Consider the following 25,203-nt stretch of genomic DNA (forward strand, 5'->3'; position numbering starts at 1 on the left):
TGATATGAACAAAGGGCAGCGCCATCTTCGCATCCGCGAGATTATTACCTCTCAAGCGATTGAAACGCAAGATCAGCTCGTAGATACACTAAAAAGTTCGGGTGTGGATGTGACGCAAGCAACCGTTTCCCGAGATATTAAAGAATTACATTTATTCAAAACACCATTGCCTGATGGACGTTATAAATATAGTTTACCGGCTAATCCACAATTCAATATTGAGGATAAATTACACCGAATGTTGACCGATGCTTTCATTAGTATTGATGGTGCAAGTCATTTTCTCATATTGAAAACGCTACCTGGCAATGCACATGCAGTTGGTTCACTCATCGATCATCTGGAATGGATCGAAATGCTTGGCACCATTTGTGGCGACGACACGTGTATGATTATCTGTCGTGATGAAGTAGGTGCGAGCTCAGTGAGAGATCGTTTGCTTGCAATGCTGTAAGAAAGGGGGGAAATCCCTTGTTAAGTGAACTATCTATTAAAAATTTCGCAATTATAGAAGACCTGGATGTCTCATTTGAAGAGGGACTTACCGTTCTGACAGGTGAAACAGGTGCAGGTAAGTCCATCATTATTGATGCCGTTCAGCTTGTTGCGGGAGGACGAGGTTCTGTTGAATTCATCCGTCATGGCACGAAAAAAGCGGAACTGGAAGCAATGTTTGAAATTCCTGATTCCCACCATCCAGTTTTTCAAAAACTGAGTGAAGTAGGTATAGAAGCCGAAGAGGGTACTATCATTTTGCGCAGAGAGTTGAACCATAGCGGCAAAACGACTTGTCGGGTTAATGGAAAGCTGGTTACCATTGCGATTCTTCGTGAAATTGGAAGTCAGTTGATTGATATCCACGGTCAGCATGAGAATCAGGAATTGATGCACCAGAAGCGACATATCCATTTATTGGACTCGTTTGCTGGATCACCATTTAAGCGCGCGATGAAAAACTATGCAGAATTATACGAAGACTATGTAAAGTTGCACAAAAAGTTAAGTCTTGCATCGGAAAACGAACAGCAAATTGCTCAACGTATCGATCTGTATACATTTCAGTTAACCGAAATCGATGAAGCTGCTCTCAAAATCGATGAAGAAGAAACATTGGAATCCGAGCGAGTTAAGCTTCAGCATTTCCACCGTCTTTTTGATCGGTTAAATAGTGCATACGAAGCCATTCAAGGTGATTCCCGTGCGTTGGATTACCTTGGAACAGCAATGAGTGACCTGGAAGATGCTGCGTCAGTGGATGGGGATTTAAAAACTCTTGCAGAAACCACTGGAGAAAGTTTCTATTCACTGCAGGATGTCGCCCATGACATTAAAGGCATGATTGATGAAATGGAATATGATCCAAATCGTTTAGAAATTGTCGAAGATCGATTAGCCCTGTTAACAACTCTTAAACGAAAGTATGGCAATTCCGTTGAAGAAATATTACTGTATCGGGATAAAATTGCCGATCGATTAGATGAGCTCATTAACCGGGATGACCGTCTTGAAAAAGAACAAGAAAAATTACAGCATTTACGTGCAGACTTGGAAATCGAAGCAGGGGAACTTTCTGCAATTCGAAAAGAGTCATCATCGATGCTAGAACAAGCAATTATGGAACAACTTCGTCAACTACATATGGCGAAAGCCGAATTCCAGGTCAAAATTGAACGGAAAGAAGCCGGTTCTTTTGATTATAATGGATTCGATGATGTCGCATTTTATATATCGACCAATGTTGGTGAACCCATGAAGCCTCTTGTTAAAGTCGCTTCTGGTGGTGAGTTATCACGTGTAATGCTTGCGTTAAAAACAATTTTCTCCAAACACCAAGGCATCACATCGATTATCTTTGACGAAGTCGATACGGGCGTAAGTGGTCGTGTAGCGCAAGCGATTGCAGAAAAAATTGCAATGGTTGCGATGAATTCCCAAGTATTATGTATTTCCCATTTGCCTCAAGTTGCTGCAATGGCAGATCATCATTACCTCATCCGTAAAGAGGTGACAGATGAACGTACACGGACATCAATTCAAGATGTATTAGATGAAGATCGCACTAGAGAGTTGTCTCGAATGTTATCAGGTGCTGAAGTGACGCCATTAACGTTGCGTCATGCTGACGAATTACTGCAGCTTGCTGAAGCGCGTAAAAGCATATTGTAAAAATTAAAGGAATATCGGGTGGTGATCCCGATATTCTTTTTCAATTCCACCTTTGCATGTTTTACCCTTTCATAACAACCTTCATAACGCACACTCTATAGGTAATCTAAAATCGAAGGAGGTGACTTATGGAATGGAGTAGACAGCTGAAACTTTTCATGGCGTCTGTTGTGATGATTGTAGGTATGTCCTTTAGTTCTATCGTTGCGTTTGCGGCAAGCAGTTCTTTAATTCCAATGGGGAATTCGATTGGAATTCAACTGGAGCTAGCGGGTGTCTTTGTGACAAGTGATGTGCCGCTGAGTAAAAAGAATGCTTCGCTTAAAGCTGGAGATCAGTTAGTGAGCATCGACGGCACGTCTATTGAATCACTGAAGACCTTAAATGAAAAAGTGGGAGTAATTGAAGATGAATCTGTCGTAAAGCTCGTTCTCAAACGTGATGAAAATGACGTGACAGTAGAAGCGGACGGATTGTCATTCAAGCGAGCACTACCCTTTTTGAAGGACACGACAGAAGGAACAGGGACGCTAACATATGTCGACCTAAACGATGGAACGTATGGAGCACTTGGACACCAAATCATTGATAGTTCTCTAAACAGTGCACCGAATTTCGATAGTGGCTCCATTTACTTGTCGGAAATCGAACAAATTAAGAAAAGCACCCCAGGAAACCCCGGCTATAAGATCTCTTCAATCATCAATCAGGATAAAACGCTCGGTTCGATTTTAACCAATAGTGTTTATGGAATCTTTGGCGATTGGAATACTTCTTATAAGGAAGTCTTGACGGAACCATTGGAAGTTATGCAACCAACAGAGTTAACTGTTGGAAAGGCTGAGATTTTAACGACGATTCAAGGAACTGAAGTCGAATCGTTTGAGATTGAAATCTCGAAGCTGTCCAATGATTCATTTCAATTTAAACTGACAGATAAGCGTCTCCTAGAAAAAACAGGGGGCATTTTGCAAGGGATGAGCGGTAGTCCTGTTATCCAAAAAGGAAAATTTGTCGGCGCAGTCACCCATATGTTTGTAGACGAGCCTGAAAAAGGAGCCGGTCTATTCCTTGGAAAAATGACAGAAGTAGGTGCGAAGTAAACGAAAAACAGCCAACTCTTTTTCAGAGTTGGCTGTTTTCTGTTAAACTAAAGTGTTAAAAATTAATGAATTCTGTCGAAATAAAGAGAAACCGTACGCCATTGGATTCATTTTATATTTCAATAAAGGAAATGCAGAACCTTTGTCGAAAATTTTATCAAGCAAGGAATCGACAGGGAATTGCAGCAACAGACTTGCTGCGTGTCAATCAAGGGGGAATTGAGAATGGGAAAAATTAAAATAGCAATAGCTGATGATAACAAAGAGCTTGTGAAAACAATGACTGCTTATTTTGAGAAGCATCCTGAAATAGATGTGCTATGGACAGCTCAAAATGGAAAGCAGTGTTTACTGAATTTAGAACAATCCGTTCCCGACGTGCTATTACTGGACATCATTATGCCTTATTTGGATGGTATTGCGGTATTGGAGCAAATTCGTTCTAATGATGAGACTGCTGATTTGAAAATTATAATGCTGACAGCCTTTGGACAAGAAGATGTAATGACACAAGCCGCTGGATTAGGCGCTTCCTACTTCATGTTAAAGCCCTTTGAATTTGAACAGCTCGTTAACCAGATTTTCCAAGCCGCTAGCGTACAGAAACCATCGCGTGAACAACAACCCGCACAACAAGCTGTCAAAGCCGAAGAAGGCGTTTCTCAAAAAGTACTAGATACAGCTATTACGACAACCATTAAAGAAATTGGAGTTCCCGCTCATATTAAAGGCTATTCATACCTTCGAGAAGCAATCCAAATGGTTTACAATGATAATGATTTACTCGGTGCTGTAACTAAAATATTGTACCCTGAAATTGCAGAAAAGTATAAAACAACTCCTTCACGGGTAGAGCGAGCTATTCGACATGCAATTGAAGTTGCATGGAATCGAGGGAATTATGAAGTTATCTCAAAAACGTTTGGCTACACAGTTCATCATTTAAAGAGTAAACCTACAAATAGTGAATTCATCGCAATGATCGCTGACAAAATCCGTTTGGAACATATGGCGAGCTAATGTTCTTTGCTGTTGAATGCAGGTATAAGCAAAAAAACTAAAAAAATACAAAGGCGGGAGATCTTGGTCCTGCCTTTTTGTGTGCCCTTTATTCCTAGGTAGTCTAATGAATCAATACGCAGTAATTTTACCTATTCTGAATTTTGAAGGTGGAAAGCATCCCAGTTTACTTTTTTCCTAATAGATAAGCCGCTGGGAACTGTGTGAAAAGATGCAAAACTTTATTGTTCAGTGAAACGCAAAAGGACTAAGTATAGACGAAACACCTATTTCTTATAATGGTTAAAGATTTATAATGGATGAAGGGAGAGGTGAACAAAGTGTTATATGAAAACGATTTCATCGAATTGACACGAAATGAAAACACGATAAAAATGCGTACAAAAAAGAGCGGTTTTCCCATTAAATCTTTTGACAAGATCACACAAAAATTACCCCGATTAAAAATTACATCCTTTCCAGAGCTTCGTCGAGCACTTTCTACTGAAGGAAACGAAGGAGAAATCGCTACATACGCTCCAGTTATTGAAATTATCGTTTCTTCCGACAAAATGAAAGCAGAAGCTGAAATTTACTTGACTGAAGCTGAAATTGAAGAAAAAAGAAATGAGCTTCCCTCATTAGTAGCAGAGGCTTTAAAAAGTAAAGGCATTCAGCCGGGTCAATATAACGTAAGTTGGAATGCGGTTAAGGCGCGACAAACCATTGTGGTAGCTGAAGGCAAATTCCCTGTAAAAGGCGATGATGCACGTATTACATACATAGAAGTTCCTGAAAGACGACCAGTTATACGCGCAGATGGATCTGCGGATTATTATGAGATGAATTTTGTGACGCCCATTAAAAAAGGCGACTGGCTGGGTGAAAAAACTCCAGCTCAAGATGGAACCCCAGGAATAGACGTTTTTGGAAATGAGATAGCGAGCAAGAAAGGGCTGGACAACAAGCTCTACTACGACAGAAAATCTGTTGAAGAAGTGGACGAAGACGGAAAAAAGGTCCTACGAGCAATCCATGGCGGAGTTTTGGAATTTGTTAACGGCATCGTAGGAATCGGTCAACAACTCGTCATTAATGGGGATGTTGGGCCAGAAACCGGCTCCATTACTTTTGATGGCACCGTTGTGATTTCAGGTACGGTACTGGCAGGCTACAGCGTAAATGCCACAGGGGATATTTCGATTGGAGCAAACGAAGGGGTAACCAATGCAAAAGAAGTGAGATCTGAACAAGCTGATGTCTACATTAAAGGTGGTGTATTTGGAGGAGGTACAACTCTCATTGAAGCGAAAGGGAGTATCTTCATTAAACATGCTAATGAGTGTAGTCTTTTTTCGAATACTGTACAGGTTGGACTCTATTTGCTTGGATGCGAAGTGATTGCAGATTATGTTTATGTTGATCGTTATAAAGGGAAAATCATCGGTGGAACAACCGAAGGGAAGTATCGGATAGAGTGTGCAACTGCTGGGAATCGGCATGAGCGTTCGACTTTGTTGTATGCGAAAGGAATCGATAAAGAAGTCGTCCAAATTGAAGTTCAAAGAATGGCACAGTCGATTAAAAACTTACAAAAACAAATCGTTAAGTTAGAGTCGCATATTGAACCATTAGAAAAAATGATTACGACGCTAGTAGGACCTCAGCGTGAAGCATATGATAAGATACAAGATACGTTAACAACCAGCCGTGAAGAGATTTTTGTGCTCGATCAAGCCATTCAATCCAACTTACAAATTATGAAATCAGCAATTCCTCCACAAATCGAAATTACACACGAAGCAAATCCTGGAGTATGTATTCATATTGGATCTAAGACTTCTATTATCGAATCCCCTACAAAAGGTGTTTTTGAATTGATTGATGGGGTATTAAACATCTAAGTCAAATATAGTCCAGGAGGCTGCTATATGTCTGTAGAAAACAAGGTAGAGAAACGTCGAGAAATTTATGCACATCGAGGTGCCTCAGGAAAATACTTTGAAAATACGATGAAGGCATTTTATGGAGCTGTTGAAGCAGGAGCAGATGGTATTGAATTAGATGTCCAATTGTCAAAAGATGGTGTCTTTTTTGTCATCCATGATTCTGATCTTTACCGCTTATCCGGTATCCGAAAAAAGATTTCGGAAATGGAGGCAGCTGAAATTCAACAAATTCGTATTGGAAAGCGATTTTTGAGAGGAATAAAAGGCGATTCGATTCCGACTCTTTCTTCCGTGATTTCATTTGCAGCTTTGGAATCAGTGGGGTTAAATATTGAACTAAAAGAGACAGTTTCGGATCATCCGGAATGTCTTTCAACTTTATTGGACCAAATCTCAGTTCTTGATGAAGTTTACATATCCTCATTCGATTATAGTTTGGTTAAAAAGGTAAAACAATTAGCCCCGGATATGGAAGCTGGATTGCTTCTTAAAAAATCAATGCTGACAAATCACCAACTATCAGACTATCCTGCAGCAGATGCATTTCACTTTCACAAAAGAATGATGAAAGATCCTTATCTTAGCCAATGGCAACAAACAAAAAAAACGATAAGGGTTTACGGGGTAGATGGAGAAGAAGCTTTTGTCAAAAGTCCGCCAGACTTCATCTATGGATGGATTACAGACTATCCAGAACGGTTTACCAAGTAATAACTGTAGTTTACTGTCTATTAGTTAATATCATGAATGGAAGCGAAAATGTTTTTGGAAATCAATTGTTGTGTTGACTAACAAAAAGGGCGAATGAAGTTCATATATGAAATAGGAGACGTGGCAATTACGCCAAGTCTCCTATTTTTATTTATTCTTTTTTTGTATTCTCCCTGTTCGCTGATCTCTTCGAAACAAAAATCCAGCAAAAAATCCGATGCTAACTGCAAGTAAAAGAAATCCTGCAATAAATTGCATCCATATGTATGGGAACGGACTAAATAAGATCCCGAACAATGCATCACGCATTAACTTTATGCCAAGAGCGGCGGCAACACCTGGTATTACGAGCACTATGAACGCTGCCAAACGAGCCATATGAACCCCTCCAATCCTTATTAATTTTACCTGCTGCCGAAAGATTGTCAAGACGCGAAGGATAATGTATGATAAAATTGGAAATGCAAAAGATTGCACAAAGGTGAGAGGGGGATTGAACATCTTTGCAAAACATTTTAATAATTGATGCTGACCAAGAAAGCATTAGTGTTTTACAGCACATTGAGCAAATTGAAACTTACCAAATAATCGGTATTGTTGATCGTACAGAGAACTGTGATTGCAGTAAGTTTGCGAGTCAGAACGGAATCCCTCATGGACCTAATCCAGAAAGTTTTCTTTCAGGAAATGTGCAACTAGTTCTAGATTTCTCAGGGGACTCCCCATTCATTTACAGTCAAACATATCCACAAATTACAGTGGTACCGAAATCCATTTGTCAACTTATCGTGAAGACTTTAGCTAATCACCAATCAGAATTAAATTCATTGCATTCAGAGATGTTGGTATACAAATCCATTTTCAACTCAGTTGGAGAAGGCATGATAGGAATTGACGAAACGGGTAACATAAACCTATTTAATGATAGCGCTTCCAAAATGCTTGATTTTTCAGCTGAAGATGTAATCGGAAAGCCAATTCTATCGATAATCCCTGCATCAGGTTTGCCGGACATTTTACAAAATGGTCATCCTGAATTCGATGTTGAACTTCAACTAACTAACGGGTTGGATATTTTGAGTTCCAGATATCCTATCGTCATGCCAGACGGCCATATAACTGGAGCGTTTGCTGTTTTTAAAGATGTGACAGGAGTTATTCGCACAGCAGAAGAAATTACAGACCTAAAGCGAGTTAAAACGATGCTTGAGGCAATAATTCACTCCAGTGATGATGCAATATCCGTCGTAGATTCTGAAGGATTAGGAATCTTAGTCAATCCAGCCTACACACGGTTAACAGGTTTAACAGAAAGTGAAGTAATTGGTCAACCGGCAACTGTCGACATTAGTTCGGGAGAAAGTATTCACATGAGGGTCCTTGAGACGAAAAGACCTGCACGCGGTGTTAATATGCAAATCGGTGAAAATAATCGAGATGTGATTGTAAATGTTGCACCGATAATTGTTGACCAGGAAGTGAAAGGCAGTGTCGGTGTCATACACGATATTACAGAAATACGCAGTCTTATGAAACAACTTGACCATGCAAAAGCGATGATTCGAGAGTTAGAATCGACGTATACATTCGATGATATTATCGGAACCAATGAAGACCTGCTAATTGCAGTTAGTCAAGCAAAAATTGCAGCGGGATCGGAAATCCCAGTGATGCTTCGAGGCGAACCAGGGAGTGGAAAAGAACTTTTCGCTCATGCCATTCATACAGGAAGTAGAAGAAATGATGGAGAGTTCATGAGGGTTTCTTGTGCATCATTAGATGTAGATGCAATTGAGGTTGCACTCATGCACACTGAAATTCAACATGAAAAAAGTTCAGGAACGCTGTTTTTGGACGAAATTACCGAATTGAAACCTGATGTACAGAAAAAGCTCTTAGAATACCTAACTTCTGGACGTATCACGGCAGCGGGACAGCCGATACAACTGACAGTGAGAATTATTACGTCCTCTGCAGCTAACTTGGAACGCGCTGTTCACGAGGGAGTCCTTTGCGAAGACTTGTACTATCAACTCACCCGCATGTCTATCCGGATTCCTCCGTTGCGAACAAGGACAGATGATATTGAGCTTTTGACAGATGTTCTCCTCGCAATGCTAAATCAGGAATTCGGAATGACGATTCAGCATGTGACATTTAAGGCGATGCAACGTCTACAATCCTATGAGTGGCCAGGAAATGTCCGTGAACTGGAAAATGTGTTAAGTAGAGCGATGATCTTAACGGAAGCAGGTTCTACAAAGCTCGATGAAGCGGACATCGTACGAGCATTGTCTTCGCGTAGTGAACAGCGAACAGATTCAGGAATACCTGATAAGCGGACGCTTGCTTCGCTGATGGAAGATCATGAAAAGGTATTGCTGGAGACCTCGTTGAAGGAAAATAACGGTCAAAAAGTTTTGGCAGCTGATCGACTTGGCATTTCACTTCGGTCCTTGTACTACAAGTTAGAAAAATACAAATTGATTTAACGAAAGTGAGGTGACGGGATGGAAACACTTTCAGAACTTGTACAACAAGCAGCTGCATTATCGGACAGACCATGCACCGCTGTTGCTTGTGCAGCAGATGCGGATGTATTGGAATCAGTTGAACTAGCAGTTACGAGAGGTCTAGCGACTTTCAAACTCTATGACGATAAAAAACAATTACAAGAAACCATTCAATCCAAGTATCCTCAGCTCGCTAATCATCCTGATATCGAACTGATATATAGTGAAGGAATGCAGCATTCAGCTCAATTAGCAGTCGATGCGGTATCTACAGGGAAAGCCCAAGTGCTGATGAAGGGGAATCTTCCTACTGCGGCATTGATGAAGGTTGCCTTACGAAAAGAAGCGGGCTTACGAACCGGGAATGTGCTTTCTCACGTAGCTGCATTTGAAATCCCAGGCTTCAACAAGCTATACTTCGTAACGGATTCAGCGATGAGTATCCTACCAGAACTTCAGGTGAAAGCACAAATTATTCAAAATGCGGTAACTGTGGCTAGAGCATGTGGTATCGATGTTCCAGTTGTAGTGCCACTTGCTGCGGTAGAATCTGTAAACCCGGCGATGCAAGCAACGTTGGACGCAGCTTCCTTGACGATGATGAATCAGCGAGGACAGTTGAAAAATTGTATTGTTGAAGGACCTATGGCATTGGATAACGCAATTTCACCAGAAGCCGCTCAACATAAAGGGCTCTCTGGTCCTGCGGCAGGGAAGGCTGATATTTTAGTTGCACCCAACTTGGAAGCTGGTAACATTCTCTACAAATCGTTAACCTACTTTGCTCGTGCGAAAGTAGGCGGAATCATCCAAGGAGCTTCCGCGCCAATCGTTGTCACGTCACGTGCGGACAATGCCGAAACGAAACTTCATTCACTAGCACTTGCATTACTAGTAAGTAAAAACTGATTGAATAATTGGAGGAATTACAAATGGAAATTATCAAATACATGGAAACTTACGACTATGAGCAATTGGTGATCTGCCAAGACAAAACAACTGGCCTAAAAGCATTCATCGCAATTCACGATACAACACTGGGACCTGCACTTGGTGGAACTCGCATGTGGACATACAACAGTGAGGAAGAAGCAATTGAAGACGCTCTTCGCCTTGCACGTGGAATGACGTATAAAAACGCAGCTGCTGGCCTAAACCTCGGTGGCGGTAAAGCAGTTATTATGGGGAACCCTAAAACAGACAAAAACGATGAATTGTTCCGTGCGTTCGGACGCTTCATCGAAGGCTTAAACGGTCGGTACATTACAGCTGAAGATGTAGGTACTACTGAAGCGGATATGGATCTTATCCACCTCGAGACAGATTACGTAACTGGTGTTTCTGCAGAATTCGGTTCTTCAGGTAACCCATCACCTGTAACAGCACTTGGTGTCTATGTAGGAATGAAGGCAGCAGCTAAAGAAGCATTTGGAGATGATTCACTTAAAGGCAAGACAATCGCAGTACAAGGTGTTGGAAACGTTGCCTACACAATGTGTGAGTACCTTCATGAAGAAGGCGCAAAACTGATTGTTACTGATATTAATGAAGAAGCGGTGCAACGTGCAGTAGACAATTTCGGCGCAACTGCAGTGGGCATTAACGAAATTTATGGAGTAGATGCAGACATCTTCTCACCATGTGCACTTGGAGCTGTCATTAATGATGATACAATTCCACAATTAAAGGCAAAAGTCATAGCGGGATCTGCAAACAACCAATTGAAGAACCCAGAACACGGCGACAAAATCCACGAAATGGGACTTGTGTACGCACCAGACTACGTCATCAACTCAGGTGGAGTTATTAACGTAGCAGACGAATTGGATGGATATAACCGTGAACGTGCGTTGAAAAAAGTCAACACAATCTACGATACGATTGAAAAGATCTTTGCTATTTCTAAGCGTGACAACATTCCTTCATACGTTGCAGCAGACCGTTTGGCTGAAGAGCGTATTGAGCGTGTTGCAAAAGCACGTAACTCATTTCTACAAAAAGAAAAAAGCGTACTCTCAAATCGTCGATAAGCAACTTTTGAGCTGTGCTGTGAAAGGAGAGGATACTTGTGCACCTTGCAGTTGAAAGAATTTTGACGATCAACCCTGGCTCTACCTCTACAAAAATTGGCGTGTTTGATAATGATCGGCTCGTCATGGAAGAGACACTGCGTCATTCCACTGAACAACTTGCCCAGTTTGCTTCTATCACCGCTCAGTACGAATTTCGTAAGTCGATGATTGTAGATGAGCTTCAACAACATGAAATTGAACTATCCTCTTTATCTGCAGTGTGTGGACGCGGTGGCTTACTGCGTCCGATTGCTGGAGGTACGTATACAGTGAACGAATCGATGCTTGAAGATCTGCGAGAAGGATATTCTGGTCAGCATGCATCCAACTTGGGGGGAATCCTTGCAAATGAGATTGCAACGGAGTGTAAGATTCCTGCCTATATTGTTGATCCAGTTGTAGTGGATGAACTACAGCCCATCGCAAGAGTTTCTGGATTTAAGTTACTGGAACGACACTCGATTTTCCATGCGTTAAACCAAAAAGCGGTAGCTCGAAGATATGCTCTGCATACTGGTAAAAAATACGAGGATCTTAGACTCATCGTAACGCATATGGGAGGCGGGATTACAGTTGGTGCCCATCGTCATGGAGAAGTCATCGACGTAAATAATGGACTCCACGGCGACGGTCCCTTTAGTCCCGAACGTGCAGGTACAGTTCCTGCTGGAGATTTAGTAGATATCTGCTTTTCTGGAAAGTACTATCGTCAGGAAATAATGGAAATGCTCGTCGGTAAAGGTGGTCTCACAGGTTACCTTGGTACGAATAACGCAGTTGAAGTGGAAAAAAGAATCGCTGCTGGGGATGGACATGCAAAAGAAGTTTACAGTGCAATGGCTTACCAAGTCGCTAAAGAAATCGGTAGCGCAGCGGCTGTACTCCAAGGTAAAGTGGATGCAATTATTTTGACTGGCGGACTCGCATACGGCAAAGACTTTACAGCTGAGATACAAGGATATGTTGACTGGATAGCAGATGTCGTTGTCTACCCGGGGGAAGACGAATTGCAAGCCCTTGCGGAAGGGGCAATCCGTGTTCTTACCGGTGAAGAGGAAGCAAAAGTGTATCCATCAAGACAGACAAACATAGAAATGGAGGCTGAACACATTGGCTCAAGAGTATGATGTAGTAATTCTTGGTGGCGGAACAGGTGGATATGTAGCTGCCATTCGTTCTGCCCAGCTTGGTCTGAAAACAGCGCTCGTTGAAAAAGGTAAATTAGGTGGCACATGCTTACATAAAGGATGTATTCCTAGTAAAGCGTTATTAAAAAGTGCAGAAGTTTACCAGTTAACAAAAGAAAAAGCTCAAAGTTTTGGTATTGAAACAGAAGGCGTTACACTTAATTTCTCAGCTGTCCAAGAAAGAAAAAAGTCCATCGTCGACCAACTTTATAAAGGTGTTCAAGGTCTTATGAAGAAAGGCAAGATCGATGTCTATGAAGGAACAGGCAGAATGCTTGGTCCCTCTATCTTCTCCCCGATGCCTGGAACCATCTCAGTTGAGATGAATAACGGCGAAGAAAACGAAATGCTCATCTTGAAGAATCTTGTGCTTGCAACCGGCTCACGTCCTAGAACATTACCCGGACTAGAGTTAGATGAACAGCAAATCCTTTCTTCAGATGGCGCACTTGCTCTTGAATCATTGCCATCTTCTATGCTAATCATTGGTGGCGGTGTTATTGGAATCGAGTGGGCTTCTATGCTCAACGATTTCGGCGTTAACATTACTGTCATTGAATACGCAGACCGAATTATTCCAACTGAAGACGAAGACATTTCAAAAGAAATGAAAAAAATTCTTGAGAAAAAAGGCATCAAATTCGTCACAGGTGCAAAAGTGCTTCCTGAAACAGTTGAAAAGACAGCTGAAAATGTAACCATTTCAGCGGAAATTGGTGATTCTACTCAAAGCTTCACTGCAGAAAAAGTTCTAGTCTCAGTTGGCCGACAAGCCAATACTGAAGGAATCGGAATTGAAAATACAGATATTGAAGTTGAAAAAGGATACATTAAAACAAAGCCAACGTTCCAAACAAAAGAAAGTCATATCTATGCGATTGGAGATTGTATTGGTGGACTACAACTTGCACACGTTGCCTCTCACGAAGGAATTGCAGCGATAGAACATATCGCAAATCAAACTCCAGAGCCTATGGATTATGAGAAAATTTCACGTTGTATCTATTCGAGCCCTGAAGCAGCAAGCGTAGGCATCACCGAAAAACAGGCGAAAGATCGCGGATTCACTGTGAAAATTGGTAAATTCCCATTCCAAGCCGTTGGTAAAGCGCTGGTGAATGGTAAAGCAGACGGCTTTGTAAAAATTGTTGCGGATGAAAAAACGGATGATATTCTCGGTGTACACATGATTGGTGCCGGTGTTACAGACATGATTTCTGAAGCAGGCTTAGCTATGGTATTAGACGCAACACCTTGGGAAGTTGCAGAAACGATTCATCCTCATCCATCACTCTCAGAAGTGATTGGGGAAGCCGCATTAGCTGTAGATGGTAAAGCAATCCACATGTAAAAAGGGGGAAATAATCATGGCAACAAACCGCCACGAAGAGCTTGGGCTCACAAATGATGATGTATTACAAATCTATGAAACAATGTTAATGGCTCGAAAAATAGATGAGCGCATGTGGCTTCTGAACCGTGCAGGTAAAGTTCCATTTGTTATTTCTTGTCAGGGACAAGAAGCTGCACAAGTAGGAGCTGCATATGCACTCGATAAAGAAAAAGACTGGACTGCCCCTTACTATCGAGACATGGGAGTCGTCTTACATTTTGGCATGACACCAAAGGATTTGATGCTTTCAGCATTTGCGAAAGCAGAGGACCCGAACTCAGGTGGACGACAGATGCCAGGTCACTTTGGACAACGCAAGAATCGTATTTTGACAGGCTCTTCACCTGTTACAACACAACTTCCACACGCAGTGGGGGTTGCACTTGCAGCGAAGATTAAAGGCGAAGACTTCATTACATTCACAACGCTCGGTGAAGGGTCTTCTAACCAAGGTGATTTCCATGAAGGCATGAACTTTGCAGGTGTACACAAATTGCCTACTGTTGTCATGGTAGAGAACAATAAATACGCAATTTCAGTTCCAGTTGAAAAACAACTTGCCTGCGAGCATGTTGCTGACCGTGCAGCTGGTTATGGAATGCCGGGTACAACAGTCGATGGAACAGATCCACTTGAAGTTTATAAAGTCGTGAAAGAAGCGGCAGACAGAGCTCGTCGTGGAGATGGACCAAGCCTCGTTGAAGCAGTTTGCTATCGCTTGACGGCTCACTCATCTGATGATGATCACCGTTTGTATCGTGATGCTGAAGAGTTGGAAACAGAGCGTAAACTCGACCCAATTCCTAAATTTGCTAATTACTTAAAAGAAGCTGGTGTGCTTACAGATGAATTGAATAGCGAAATTGAAGAACGAATAATGAAGCAAGTGAACGAAGCGACAGATTATGCAGAAGCAGCTCCTTATGCAGAACCAGAGTATGCACTTCGTCACGTATATGCTGAACAAGGAGGGAAAAACTGATGGCGGTCATTTCATATATCGATGCAATTACTAGTGCTATGGCAGAAGAAATGGAACGTGACGAAAACGTTTTTGTAATGGGAGAAGACGTAGGTCGTAAAGGTGGCGTTTTCAAAGCGACAACTGGTTTATACGATCAGTACGGTGAATACCGGGCACTCGATACGCCTCTTGCTGAATCCGCGATTGCTGGTGTTGCAATCGGTGCAGCTATGTATGGCATGCGCCCAATCGCTGAAATGCAGTTTGCAGATTTCATTATGCCTGCGGTCAATCAAATCGTTTCGGAAGCGGCAAAAATCCGTTACCGTTCAAATAATGACTGGTCTTGTCCACTCGTTGTCCGCGCACCATTTGGCGGCGGCGTTCACGGAGCGCTCTATCATTCACAATCGGTAGAATCCATGTTTGCAGGAACGCCTGGACTTAAAGTTGTTATTCCATCGACTCCTTACGATGCAAAAGGTTTGTTGAAGGCAGCTATTCGTGACGATGATCCAGTGCTGTTCTTTGAACATAAGCGTGCGTATCGACTTATCAAAGGCGAAGTACCTGAAGAAGAATATACAATAGAAATCGGAAAAGCAGATGTGAAGCGTGAAGGGGAAGACATTACGATCATCACATATGGTCTATGTGTCCACTTTGCGTTACAAGCTGCAGAGCGTCTTGCTGAAGATGGGATTTCAACACACATTCTCGATCTGAGAACAATTTATCCTCTGGATAAAGAAGCGATCATTGAAGCAGCTAAAAAGACAGGGAAGGTTCTTCTTGTTACAGAAGATAACAAAGAAGGCAGCATCATGAGCGAAGTTGCAGCGATTATTTCAGAAAACTGTTTATTCGACTTAGACGCTCCGATTCAACGTCTCGCTGGACCGGATATACCTGCAATGCCGTATGCACCAACAATGGAGAAGTTCTTTATGGTGAACCCAGATAAAGTAGAAAAAGCAGCACGAGAGTTAGCTGAATTTTAATAAGGAACGGAGGGAAATACAGTGGCAATTGAATCCATTAAAATGCCTCAACTCGGTGAGAGTGTAACTGAAGGTACGATTGAAAAATGGCTCGTAAAGCCAGGTGATCACGTAGAAAAGTATGACTCACTTGCGGAAGTGAATACAGATAAAGTAACAGCTGAAGTACCTTCATCATTCACAGGGACGATTAAAGAAATCCTTGTTCAAGAAGGCCAAACAGTTGCTGTAGGTGAAATCGTTTGTACGGTCGAAACTGAAGGCGGAGGCAGTGAATCTGCGCAGCCGGAAGCAGCACCAGCTCAAAAAGAGCCAGCGAACGAAATGCCGGCAGAAGGTTCACAAAAACCAAAGAGTCCTGTGAAAAAAGAGAAGGGCGCTGCTGCGGGTCGTTACTCACCAGCTGTTCTTCGTCTTTCACAAGATCATGATATCAATCTAGCGGATGTCGATGGTTCCGGCCGCGATGGACGGATTACACGTAAAGACATTCAAGCAATCATTGATAGTGGTGAAAAGCCACAACCTAGATCAGCTGTTGAGGCACCAGCTTCAGCTAAGCAATCCGCACCAGCAGCACCGGCTTCAAGTGCACCTGCACAAAGCGTACCAAATGTACCTGTTGCAGCAGGTGATATTGAAATTCCAGTCACTGGGGTTCGACGTGCAATCGCTAACAACATGTTGAAGTCTAAACACGAAGCACCGCATGCGTGGACAATGATTGAGGTTGACGTAACTGAAATGGTGAAATACCGCGATTCATTGAAAGCTGAATTCAAGCAAAAAGAAGGCTTCAACTTAACGTACTTCGCATTTTTCGTCAAAGCAGTTTCTCAAGCATTAAAAGAATTCCCGATGATGAATTCAATGTGGGCTGGCGACAAAATTGTGCAGAAAAAAGACATTAATATTTCGATTGCTGTAGCAACTGAAGAGGCATTGTATGTCCCAGTAATCAAGCAAGCGGATGAGAAAACAATTAAAGGCATTGGCCGTGAGATTACAGAGCTTGCTGGAAAAGTACGTTCCGGTAAACTGAAATCTTCTGAAATGCAAGGCGGTACGTTTACTGTCAACAACACAGGATCATTCGGTTCTGTTCAGTCAATGGGGATCATTAATCACCCACAAGCAGCAATTTTGCAAGTGGAATCGATTGTCAAACGTCCAGTTGTTATGGACAATGGCATGATCGGTGTTCGGGATATGGTTAACCTTTGTCTGTCATTAGATCACCGTGTATTAGACGGACTCGTAGCAGGTCATTTCCTAGCACGTGTTAAGGAAATACTAGAAAACGTATCACCAGAAACAACATCTGTCTACTAAGTTAGACACACCAACCCCCTCGGCCATATATAGAATGGACGTGGGGGTTGTCTTTTCAAGAAGGATCCATTTCAGGTACACTATGAGGTAACAGTTATACAGGGAGGGATTTTAAATGAGCAACTCTGACATACATAACATGATGCAACAACGCTTCGAACTTCCGGATTGGAACGAATGGAAAGAAGTAGCGGAGCGGTCATTGAAAGGGAAGACAATAGACTCCCTTAAAACAACGACAGCAGAAGGTATCACACTTAATCCGCTGTACACAGCACCCGTCGAACCAAACAAAAATATACGTCCTAGTCAAAGGAAATGGATTAGTGCGCAACCGACTGCGGGAAGTGCAGGCTCTGAGTGGATTACTTCTATGTCTGAAAGTCTCGAAAAGGGAAACGAAGCGATCTATATTGATGGAAGAATATCGATTGAATGGAACGATGCTTCTTTACATGCACTTGCCTCATTAATGAAAAACCATCCAATTGCCTTCATGCACATAGAATCTCAAGATCGTTTGCTTGAAGTATTTGAGATGATTTCGTCTGAAGAACGCGAAAAAGTGACAGGTCTTTTGCTAACTGCAGAATTTGACTTGCCTTCAGGATATGAAAATATTAGGTCACTAGGTATTGATTTGGAACCGATTCATATGAATGGGGCAGATAGTGTCACTGAGCTTGCAATCGCATTATCAGAAGCAACGAATCTCGCAACCAAAGCAGCTCCGTTTGATCACTTTAAGAAAAATGTCTTTTTTAGATTTCCAGCAGACACTCATTTCTTTATGGAAATCGCAAAATTTAGAGCGTTCCGTACTTTATGGCAATTGTTTTGCAGTGCATACGATGAAAACGAGTCAAGTCCTGTTCCTTTAATTGGAGTAACTTCGCTGAGATCGTTCTCAAAAATAGATCCTTATGTGAACTTGCTGAGAGCGGGAAATAGCGCGTTTTCAGCAGTTTTAGGCGGAGCTGACTGGCTAACGGTTTACCCTTATAACGAGTTGACGGGAAGTACGGTGCAGTCGCTTAGATATGCTCGAAATGTACAACTCATTATCCGAGAAGAAACACATGCTGACAAAGTCATCGATCCTGGTGGCGGCTCGTACTTCATTGAACAACTAACAAAAGAATTAGTTCATAACGCTTGGGAACTGTTCCTAGAGATTGAGGAAAGCGGCGGCAAAGATGTCTATCTGCAATCCGGAAAGCTACAACAGCTTGCATATGAACGAAAAGCTAATGCTGCAACTGGAGTTACTTCTTTGATAGGAACAAGTGTTTATGCAGATCCTGAGAATCATAATTTAGCTGAAAACGCTTTTAGAAACGAGACATCTCGTCCGGCATATCCATTTGAGGAGCTACGTAAAAAGGCAGCTGAACAGCTGATTGACATTCGCCTTCTCGTATTTGGTAGCTTAAAATCCTACAAACCGCGCGCAGATTTTGCGACAGGTTTTCTGGCAACCGCTGGGTTAACTGCTCAACATAGCCCAGCATTTCCTGATGCTGCATCTGCTATTGAATGGCTAAGAAGTGAGAAACCAGACTATGCAATCGTGTGTGCGACTCCAGATATGACGGAACAGGTTACTGCAGAACTAATTGCAAATAAGCCTCAAAGTCTTCTATTGGATGTTGCAGGCCGTGTGAGTGAAGAGCTAACGAGCGAATGGCTAGCAAGCGGACTAGATGGATTTGTATACAGCGGACAAGATCGTATTGGGAAGCTTAGTCAAATCCTCAATCGTTGCAAGGGAGGCGCAGAAGCATGAAAAAGCCTGATTTTAGCAAAGTAGATATTAACCAAGTGACTCAGAAATCGACATCTGGTCAGAAACAAGCGACGGAATCATTTCTAACAAATGAAGGAATTCAAGTAAAGCCTTTCTATACTCCCGAGGATAGTAAAGGACTCGATCACTTAGGGGACTTTCCTGGAATAGCACCAAATACAAGAGGTCCATATCCGACTATGTATGTCGCTCGTCCGTGGACCGTACGTCAATATGCAGGCTTTTCAACTGCCGAAGAGAGTAATGCATTTTACCGAAGGAATCTCGCGATGGGGCAAAAAGGGTTATCAGTCGCATTTGATTTGGCGACACATCGTGGTTATGATTCTGATCATCCGCGTGTAACAGGGGATGTAGGAAAAGCAGGGGTTGCAATCGATTCAGTTGAAGATATGAAAATCTTATTCGACGGAATTCCTCTTGATCAGATGTCGGTATCCATGACGATGAACGGTGCCGTATTGCCAATAATGGCATTCTACATTGTCGCAGCGGAAGAACAAGGGGTTTCTCCAGAGCAACTTGCTGGAACAATTCAAAATGACATTTTAAAAGAATACATGGTGCGGAATACGTATATTTTCCCTCCGGAAATGTCGATGCGAATCATTGCTGATATTTTTGACTATACATCAAAGAAAATGCCGAAGTTCAACTCCATTTCAATTTCCGGGTATCACATGCAAGAAGCTGGTGCGACGGCGGATATTGAACTTGCCTATACATTAGCTGATGGTTTGGAATATGTACGAACAGGATTGAAAGCTGGAATAGACATTGACTCATTTGCTCCCAGATTGTCGTTCTTCTGGGCAATCGGCATGAATTATTTCATGGAAATTGCCAAGATGCGTGCAGCACGTATTATTTGGGCAAAAATGATGAAAACGTTTGAACCAAAGAACTCGAAATCCTTAGCATTAAGAACCCACTCACAGACATCGGGCTGGAGTTTGACTGAACAAGATCCTTTCAATAACGTAACGCGCACTTTAATAGAGGCCAACGCTGCAGCTATGGGTCATACACAATCGTTGCACACAAATGCTCTAGATGAGGCGATTGCACTACCTACTGATTTCTCTGCACGAATTGCGAGGAATACTCAGCTGTTCTTGCAAGAAGAAACGATGATGACAAAAACAATCGATCCATGGGGTGGCTCTTATTATGTGGAGTCACTTACAAATGAGCTCGTTGAAAAAGCTTGGGAATTAATCGAAGAAATTGAAGAATTGGGTGGGATGGCGAAAGCGATTGAAACTGGTCTTCCGAAGATGAAAATTGAAGAAGCAGCTGCTAAGCGACAGGCGAAGATCGATTCAAAAAGTGAAACGATTGTCGGCGTGAACAAATATCGCTTAGATCAGGAAGAACCAATCGATATTTTAGATATCGATAATACGTTAGTACGTCAAAAGCAAATTGACCGTATCCATCGCATGAAAGAAGAACGGGACGATATGTTAGTTGCACAAGCCCTTAACGAACTCACTGAGAGTGCCAAAGAAGGATCAGGTAATTTACTTGCACTCGCTGTGAATGCAGCGAGGGTGCGTGCCACTATAGGGGAGATTTCAGATGCGATTGAAGAGGTTTCGGGTAGACATAAAGCAGTTATCCGTTCTGTGAGTGGTGTGTACAGTCAAAACTTCTCCAACTCAGAAGAAATCGATGAAGTGAAATCGATGACAGATGAATTTCTTGAAAATGAAGGCCGTCGACCAAGGATTCTGGTTGCAAAAATGGGGCAAGATGGACATGACCGCGGTGCAAAAGTGATTGCTTCATCTTTCGCTGACCTTGGTTTCGATGTTGACATCGGTCCGCTTTTCCAAACGCCTGAAGAAACAGCTTTGCAAGCAGCTGAAAATGATGTTCATGTCATTGGGGTAAGTTCGCTTGCTGCGGGACACAAAACCCTCGTTCCTGCATTACGGGCAGAATTAGCGAAAATAGGTAGACCAGATATTTTGGTAATTGTCGGTGGGGTCATTCCTGCCCAAGACTATGAATTCCTTCGAGAGAATGGTGCAGCAGCTATTTTTGGTCCAGGGACCGTCATTCCAGTAGCTGCTCAAAAAGTAATTGAAGAGATCTACCGCCAACTAGGTTACGAGGAAGTGATGGAGTGAACCAACGTGATGAGGACGTGCGGGAGGAAACCGCGCTCAACGTTATGGAAGGTCTGCATTCGTCTCATGATGGCATGAAGTCTGTAAAGAGAAGAAAGTTTAAAAGAAACAAAGCACCGGTTGATATCAATGAGCTCTCGCAGGGAATTGCTGAGGGCTCTAGGCTTAGTCTGGCAAAAGGAATTACTCTTCTTGAAAGTGTTGCCATTCATGACAAACCGGCTGGTCAAGAATTGCTTCGTACGTTATTGCCTAAAACCGGAAATAGCATTCGACTCGGAATTACTGGAGTGCCTGGAGCGGGGAAAAGTACTTTTATCGAAGCATTCGGACTCATGCTGACGAAGGCGGGTCATAAAGTAGCAGTTCTCGCAGTCGATCCGAGTTCTTCCATTACAGGGGGAAGTATTCTAGGTGACAAGACCCGAATGGAACTGCTGGCGCGTGATCCTCAAGCCTTCATTCGACCGTCTCCTACAGCTGGAACGCTAGGTGGGGTCCATCGTAAAACACGTGAAACGATGTTGCTATGCGAAGCGGCTGGATATGATGTCATTTTGGTCGAAACTGTAGGCGTTGGTCAATCCGAAACTGCGGTGCGCGAAATGACGGATTTCTTCTTACTGCTCGCTTTAACAGGTGCGGGAGATGAACTGCAAGGGATGAAAAAAGGAATTATGGAACTTGCAGATGGTATCATTGTCCATAAAGCGGATGGAGAAAACGAAAGACTTGCCAAGAAAACTGTGAGGGATTATCGTCAGCTTGCACATTTCCTTCAACCTGCATCTCCCGGTTGGACGACGCAAGCTTTGGCGGTATCCTCCATAAAGGAAACAGGATTGTCGGAAACGTGGGAGATGATTCAAGAGTTTAGAACCGTAATGGAGCGGTCAAACTATTGGACAGAAAGACGTCAATCCCAAACGCGAAGCTGGTTTTACTCGATGATCAATGATCACTTGATCGATTCGTTCTATGGTGAACCAGGTCGCAAGCAAGAAGTATCAGAGTTGGAAGGGAAGTTATTGAGCGATCAGATAACCGTTGCTGGAGCCGTTAAGCAACTATTTGATAAGCAAAGCAGCTAATTAAAAACGCTGTCGTATTTGCATATGCACGCGAAATTGCTGAACAGTTTTCATCGCACTCTTAAACTGTTATGATAGTAGTATCATGCACCAAAGGGGGACAACTAGATGTCAATGGATTTTAATTTTTATATGGACGATATAACTGGCCAGGCTCGTGGAGAAATGGAAGCGGGTGGCTATGAGCAATTGAAAACAGCGGATGATGTTGAAAATGCATTCAAACGTGAAGGTACAACACTCGTCATGGTTAACTCAGTATGTGGTTGTGCAGGCGGTATCGCACGTCCGGCAGCTCTTCATGCTATCCACTACGATAAGCGTCCGGATCACTTGGTAACCGTATTTGCGGGACAAGACAAAAAAGCAACTGCGCAAGCGCGTATGCACTTTGGAGATTACCATTTACCTTCTTCACCGTCATTCGTCTTGATGAAAGATGGAGAAATGGTTGCTGAAGTGGGACGTCATGAAATTGAAGGCCATGATCCAATGTCTGTTGTGACAAACTTGCAAGATCAGTTTGAACAGTATTGTGAAGAACTATAAAAAACAGGCCGGCATCAGTGTGACTGATGCCGGCCTGCATTTTCGTGTCTTCTATTAAAATAATGTACTGAGACCAAACAAGACTGTGGAAGCAACCATAGCAGCGATCATAATAATGACAATCGTTTTTTGAACTTTTTTATTGCTCATGTGCAAAAACCCCTTAATTGGTTTGATACTTTTAGTTTAACAGAATCTACACAATTCTCAACTGGTGGCACAATATTTTAAGAGCAGTTACAATAGAATAGGGGTGGAATCGTGGAAAAGGTTGACCATATCGGTATTGCGGTAAAAAGTATTGACGATTCAATGGATTATTATATACATACACTTGGTTTGAAGTTGTTGGGCGTGGAAAAAGTCCCTCAACAGCATGTGACGGTAGCATTTTTAGATGCCGGTAATATCAAACTCGAGTTGCTTGAGCCAATTGGTACTGAAGGAGCCATTGCAAGTTTCCTGGAAAAACGCGGTGAAGGAGTCCATCATATTGCATTCGGTGTTAGCAATATTCGTGAACGAATGGAAGAATTGAAGACCAACGGCGTCCGGTTACTTCAAGAGGAACCTAAAATAGGTGCAGGTGGAGCAGAAGTTGCATTCCTGCATCCAAAATCTTCGTTTGGAGTTCTTTATGAACTATGTGCCAAACGCTCATTGGGGGATGAGTAAGATGGATATTTACGAAAAAATTAACGAACTTTACGATAAGAAACGGAAAATAGAACTAGGTGGTGGCGATGATCGCATTGCCCGCCAACATGAAAAAGGAAAACTAACCGCACGGGAACGCATCGAATTGCTCGTCGACAAAGGAACATTTGTTGAATTGAATCCATTTGTGGCTCATCGGACACGTGACTTCGGGATGGACAAAATGGAAGGTCCAGGTGATGGAGTTGTGACGGGTTATGGGAAGGTAAATGGTCGTCCGATTTACTTATTTTCACAAGACTTTACTGTTTTTGGCGGGGCACTTGGTGAAATGCATGCCATGAAAATTGCCAATGTCATGGATCTCTCTGCAAAGAATGGAGCTCCTTTTATTGGATTAAATGATTCAGGCGGCGCCCGTATTCAAGAAGGAGTCGTCTCTCTGGATGGTTATGGTGAAATTTTCTATCGCAACTCCATTTACTCAGGTGTGATTCCACAAATTTCGGTTATTCTTGGTCCATGTGCAGGAGGAGCCGTCTATTCACCAGCGATTACAGATTTCGTTTTTATGACTGATGAAACAAGTCAAATGTTCATCACTGGACCGAAAGTCATTGAAACCGTTACGGGTGAAAAGATTTCATCTGAAGACTTGGGTGGATCGAAAGTGCATAATGCCATTAGCGGTAATGCACACTTCCGAGGAGCCGATGAACAGACAGTACTTCAAGAAGTACGGCGGTTACTGACGTATTTACCTCAAAACAATGAAGAAAAAACACCAAATCAACCTATAGCTGAACAAGATGATTATCGTCCGGATTTAGCGGATGTCGTGCCATTTGAAACAATCAGACCTTATGATGTTCGGAAAGTGATCGAGCAAATTGCTGACGCAGACTCATTCATGGAAGTTCAAAAAGAGTTTGCGCGTAATGCAGTCGTCGGCTTTGCAAGAATCAAAGGAGAGGCAGTCGGATTTGTCTGTAACCAGCCGAAAGTAATGGCAGGTGGTTTAGATATCGATTCATCGGATAAAATCTCAAGATTCATACGTACGTGTGACTCGTTCAATATCCCACTGATTACGTTTGAAGATGTGACTGGATTCTTCCCAGGAGTCAAACAAGAGCATGGCGGAATTATCCGTCATGGAGCAAAGATCTTGTACTCTTATTCGGAAGCGACAGTACCAAAGATCACAGTGATTTTGCGTAAAGCATTTGGTGGGGCTTATGTTGCCCTCAATTCGAAAGCGATTGGTGCGGATCTCGTATTCGCTTGGCCAAATGCAGAAATTGCAGTAATGGGAGCAGAAGGTGCAGCGAACATTATCTTCGCACGAGATATTGCCGCTAGTGAAGATCCTGAAGCAACCAGAGCTGCCAAGATTGCGGAATATCGTGATAAGTTCTCTAATCCATACGCAGCGGCAGCAAACGGAATGGTCGATGATGTCATTGACCCACGCGAGACGCGTATTAAACTTGTGCAAGCACTTGACATGATGAGAAATAAAAAAGAACAACGTCCTAAAAAGAAGCACGGCAATATGCCGCTATAAGAGGAGA

The 25,203-nt window shown here is 42.5% G+C and carries 22 protein-coding genes; 20 read left to right on the forward strand and 2 right to left on the reverse strand.

What is annotated here, in order from left to right; translation table 11 throughout:
- Window positions 1-4: 4 nt before the first annotated feature.
- From ahrC to M3197_RS06030, 6 genes are all read left to right on the forward strand, one after another.
- On the forward strand, window positions 5-454 hold the full coding sequence (gene ahrC / locus M3197_RS06005) for a transcriptional regulator AhrC/ArgR (RefSeq protein WP_251659585.1): 450 nt from the start codon (window positions 5-7) through the stop codon (window positions 452-454).
- A 17-nt stretch (window positions 455-471) separates the two neighbouring features.
- Entirely contained in the window at window positions 472-2,166 is a 1,695-nt protein-coding gene (gene recN, locus M3197_RS06010; RefSeq protein WP_251659587.1) for a DNA repair protein RecN, read from the forward strand.
- A 128-nt stretch (window positions 2,167-2,294) separates the two neighbouring features.
- Window positions 2,295-3,269 (forward strand): SpoIVB peptidase S55 domain-containing protein, encoded by a 975-nt coding sequence (locus tag M3197_RS06015; RefSeq protein WP_251659589.1) that lies wholly within the window; start codon window positions 2,295-2,297, stop codon window positions 3,267-3,269.
- Window positions 3,270-3,494: 225 nt separating this feature from the next.
- Complete coding sequence (gene spo0A, locus M3197_RS06020; protein WP_251659591.1) at window positions 3,495-4,289, forward strand: sporulation transcription factor Spo0A; 795 nt, start codon at window positions 3,495-3,497, stop codon at window positions 4,287-4,289.
- Window positions 4,290-4,600: 311 nt separating this feature from the next.
- Window positions 4,601-6,172 (forward strand): flagellar assembly protein A, encoded by a 1,572-nt coding sequence (locus M3197_RS06025; RefSeq protein WP_251659593.1) that lies wholly within the window; start codon window positions 4,601-4,603, stop codon window positions 6,170-6,172.
- A gap of 27 nt (window positions 6,173-6,199) precedes the next feature.
- Complete coding sequence (locus M3197_RS06030) at window positions 6,200-6,928, forward strand: glycerophosphodiester phosphodiesterase (RefSeq protein ID WP_251659595.1); 729 nt, start codon at window positions 6,200-6,202, stop codon at window positions 6,926-6,928.
- Between the two features lie 147 nt (window positions 6,929-7,075).
- Here M3197_RS06030 and M3197_RS06035 read toward each other — a convergent pair whose 3' ends face one another.
- Window positions 7,076-7,306, reverse strand: coding sequence for a DUF2627 domain-containing protein (locus tag M3197_RS06035; RefSeq protein WP_251659597.1), 231 nt, complete (start codon window positions 7,304-7,306; stop codon window positions 7,076-7,078).
- 125 nt (window positions 7,307-7,431) lie between these two features.
- Here M3197_RS06035 and M3197_RS06040 point away from each other — a divergent pair, with 125 nt between their 5' ends.
- The 12 genes from M3197_RS06040 (at window position 7,432) to M3197_RS06095 (ending at window position 22,972) form a co-directional block, all read left to right on the forward strand.
- Window positions 7,432-9,420 (forward strand): sigma 54-interacting transcriptional regulator, encoded by a 1,989-nt coding sequence (locus tag M3197_RS06040; protein WP_251659599.1) that lies wholly within the window; start codon window positions 7,432-7,434, stop codon window positions 9,418-9,420.
- An 18-nt stretch (window positions 9,421-9,438) separates the two neighbouring features.
- The gene (locus M3197_RS06045; RefSeq protein ID WP_251659601.1) at window positions 9,439-10,350 is read left to right on the forward strand and encodes a bifunctional enoyl-CoA hydratase/phosphate acetyltransferase; all 912 of its coding nucleotides are present in this window, start codon (window positions 9,439-9,441) and stop codon (window positions 10,348-10,350) included.
- Window positions 10,351-10,373: 23 nt separating this feature from the next.
- A complete protein-coding gene (locus M3197_RS06050; RefSeq protein ID WP_251659603.1) occupies window positions 10,374-11,471 on the forward strand; it encodes a Leu/Phe/Val dehydrogenase in 1,098 nt (365 codons plus the stop codon).
- 38 nt (window positions 11,472-11,509) lie between these two features.
- A complete protein-coding gene (buk, locus tag M3197_RS06055) occupies window positions 11,510-12,640 on the forward strand; it encodes a butyrate kinase (RefSeq protein WP_251659605.1) in 1,131 nt (376 codons plus the stop codon).
- Window positions 12,624-14,051 (forward strand): dihydrolipoyl dehydrogenase, encoded by a 1,428-nt coding sequence (lpdA, locus tag M3197_RS06060; protein WP_251659607.1) that lies wholly within the window; start codon window positions 12,624-12,626, stop codon window positions 14,049-14,051. The genes buk and lpdA overlap by 17 nt, the downstream gene beginning before the upstream one ends.
- Window positions 14,052-14,067: 16 nt before the next feature.
- A complete protein-coding gene (locus M3197_RS06065; protein ID WP_251659609.1) occupies window positions 14,068-15,075 on the forward strand; it encodes a thiamine pyrophosphate-dependent dehydrogenase E1 component subunit alpha in 1,008 nt (335 codons plus the stop codon).
- Window positions 15,075-16,058, forward strand: coding sequence for an alpha-ketoacid dehydrogenase subunit beta (locus M3197_RS06070; protein ID WP_251659611.1), 984 nt, complete (start codon window positions 15,075-15,077; stop codon window positions 16,056-16,058). Before M3197_RS06065 ends, M3197_RS06070 begins: the two co-directional genes overlap by 1 nt.
- Window positions 16,059-16,079: 21 nt before the next feature.
- Complete coding sequence (locus M3197_RS06075; RefSeq protein ID WP_251659613.1) at window positions 16,080-17,390, forward strand: dihydrolipoamide acetyltransferase family protein; 1,311 nt, start codon at window positions 16,080-16,082, stop codon at window positions 17,388-17,390.
- Window positions 17,391-17,505: 115 nt separating this feature from the next.
- Window positions 17,506-19,176: a methylmalonyl-CoA mutase family protein gene (locus M3197_RS06080; RefSeq protein ID WP_251659615.1), complete on the forward strand. Its 1,671-nt coding sequence runs from the start codon at window positions 17,506-17,508 to the stop codon at window positions 19,174-19,176.
- Window positions 19,173-21,332 carry a methylmalonyl-CoA mutase gene (gene scpA / locus M3197_RS06085; RefSeq protein WP_251659617.1) on the forward strand — a complete coding sequence of 720 codons (2,160 nt, stop codon included), beginning with the start codon at window positions 19,173-19,175 and terminating at the stop codon, window positions 21,330-21,332. Before M3197_RS06080 ends, scpA begins: the two co-directional genes overlap by 4 nt.
- Window positions 21,333-21,376: 44 nt before the next feature.
- Window positions 21,377-22,423, forward strand: coding sequence for a methylmalonyl Co-A mutase-associated GTPase MeaB (gene meaB, locus M3197_RS06090; RefSeq protein WP_251660122.1), 1,047 nt, complete (start codon window positions 21,377-21,379; stop codon window positions 22,421-22,423).
- Between the two features lie 108 nt (window positions 22,424-22,531).
- Window positions 22,532-22,972 carry a BrxA/BrxB family bacilliredoxin gene (locus tag M3197_RS06095; RefSeq protein WP_251659619.1) on the forward strand — a complete coding sequence of 147 codons (441 nt, stop codon included), beginning with the start codon at window positions 22,532-22,534 and terminating at the stop codon, window positions 22,970-22,972.
- A 54-nt stretch (window positions 22,973-23,026) separates the two neighbouring features.
- Here the strand turns inward: M3197_RS06095 and prli42 are convergent, their stop codons facing one another.
- Window positions 23,027-23,122: a stressosome-associated protein Prli42 gene (gene prli42 / locus M3197_RS06100; RefSeq protein WP_156028906.1), complete on the reverse strand. Its 96-nt coding sequence runs from the start codon at window positions 23,120-23,122 to the stop codon at window positions 23,027-23,029.
- A 111-nt stretch (window positions 23,123-23,233) separates the two neighbouring features.
- On the opposite strand from prli42, the gene mce reads away from it, so the two are divergent.
- Entirely contained in the window at window positions 23,234-23,647 is a 414-nt protein-coding gene (gene mce / locus M3197_RS06105; protein ID WP_251659621.1) for a methylmalonyl-CoA epimerase, read from the forward strand.
- 1 nt (window position 23,648) lies between these two features.
- Window positions 23,649-25,196 carry an acyl-CoA carboxylase subunit beta gene (locus M3197_RS06110; RefSeq protein WP_251659623.1) on the forward strand — a complete coding sequence of 516 codons (1,548 nt, stop codon included), beginning with the start codon at window positions 23,649-23,651 and terminating at the stop codon, window positions 25,194-25,196.
- The last annotated feature ends 7 nt before the right edge of the window (window positions 25,197-25,203 follow it).

The organism is Sporosarcina aquimarina, assembly GCF_023715615.1.
Classification (GTDB): Bacteria; Bacillota; Bacilli; order Bacillales_A; family Planococcaceae; genus Sporosarcina; species Sporosarcina aquimarina_A.

Excerpts from the sequence above, each read along its gene's own strand:
- M3197_RS06065 (WP_251659609.1), top strand. The coding sequence starts at position 14,068 with ATGGCAACAAACCGCCACGAAGAGCTTGGGCTCACAAATGATGATGTA.
- M3197_RS06080 (WP_251659615.1), top strand. The coding sequence starts at position 17,506 with ATGAGCAACTCTGACATACATAACATGATGCAACAACGCTTCGAACTT.
- ahrC (WP_251659585.1), top strand. The coding sequence starts at position 5 with ATGAACAAAGGGCAGCGCCATCTTCGCATCCGCGAGATTATTACCTCT.
- M3197_RS06030 (WP_251659595.1), top strand. The coding sequence starts at position 6,200 with ATGTCTGTAGAAAACAAGGTAGAGAAACGTCGAGAAATTTATGCACAT.
- M3197_RS06110 (WP_251659623.1), top strand. The coding sequence starts at position 23,649 with ATGGATATTTACGAAAAAATTAACGAACTTTACGATAAGAAACGGAAA.
- meaB (WP_251660122.1), top strand. The coding sequence starts at position 21,377 with ATGGAAGGTCTGCATTCGTCTCATGATGGCATGAAGTCTGTAAAGAGA.
- M3197_RS06045 (WP_251659601.1), top strand. The coding sequence starts at position 9,439 with ATGGAAACACTTTCAGAACTTGTACAACAAGCAGCTGCATTATCGGAC.
- M3197_RS06050 (WP_251659603.1), top strand. The coding sequence starts at position 10,374 with ATGGAAATTATCAAATACATGGAAACTTACGACTATGAGCAATTGGTG.
- M3197_RS06070 (WP_251659611.1), top strand. The coding sequence starts at position 15,075 with ATGGCGGTCATTTCATATATCGATGCAATTACTAGTGCTATGGCAGAA.
- M3197_RS06015 (WP_251659589.1), top strand. The coding sequence starts at position 2,295 with ATGGAATGGAGTAGACAGCTGAAACTTTTCATGGCGTCTGTTGTGATG.
- M3197_RS06035 (WP_251659597.1), bottom strand. The coding sequence starts at position 7,306 with ATGGCTCGTTTGGCAGCGTTCATAGTGCTCGTAATACCAGGTGTTGCC.
- prli42 (WP_156028906.1), bottom strand. The coding sequence starts at position 23,122 with ATGAGCAATAAAAAAGTTCAAAAAACGATTGTCATTATTATGATCGCT.
- spo0A (WP_251659591.1), top strand. The coding sequence starts at position 3,495 with ATGGGAAAAATTAAAATAGCAATAGCTGATGATAACAAAGAGCTTGTG.
- M3197_RS06095 (WP_251659619.1), top strand. The coding sequence starts at position 22,532 with ATGTCAATGGATTTTAATTTTTATATGGACGATATAACTGGCCAGGCT.
- scpA (WP_251659617.1), top strand. The coding sequence starts at position 19,173 with ATGAAAAAGCCTGATTTTAGCAAAGTAGATATTAACCAAGTGACTCAG.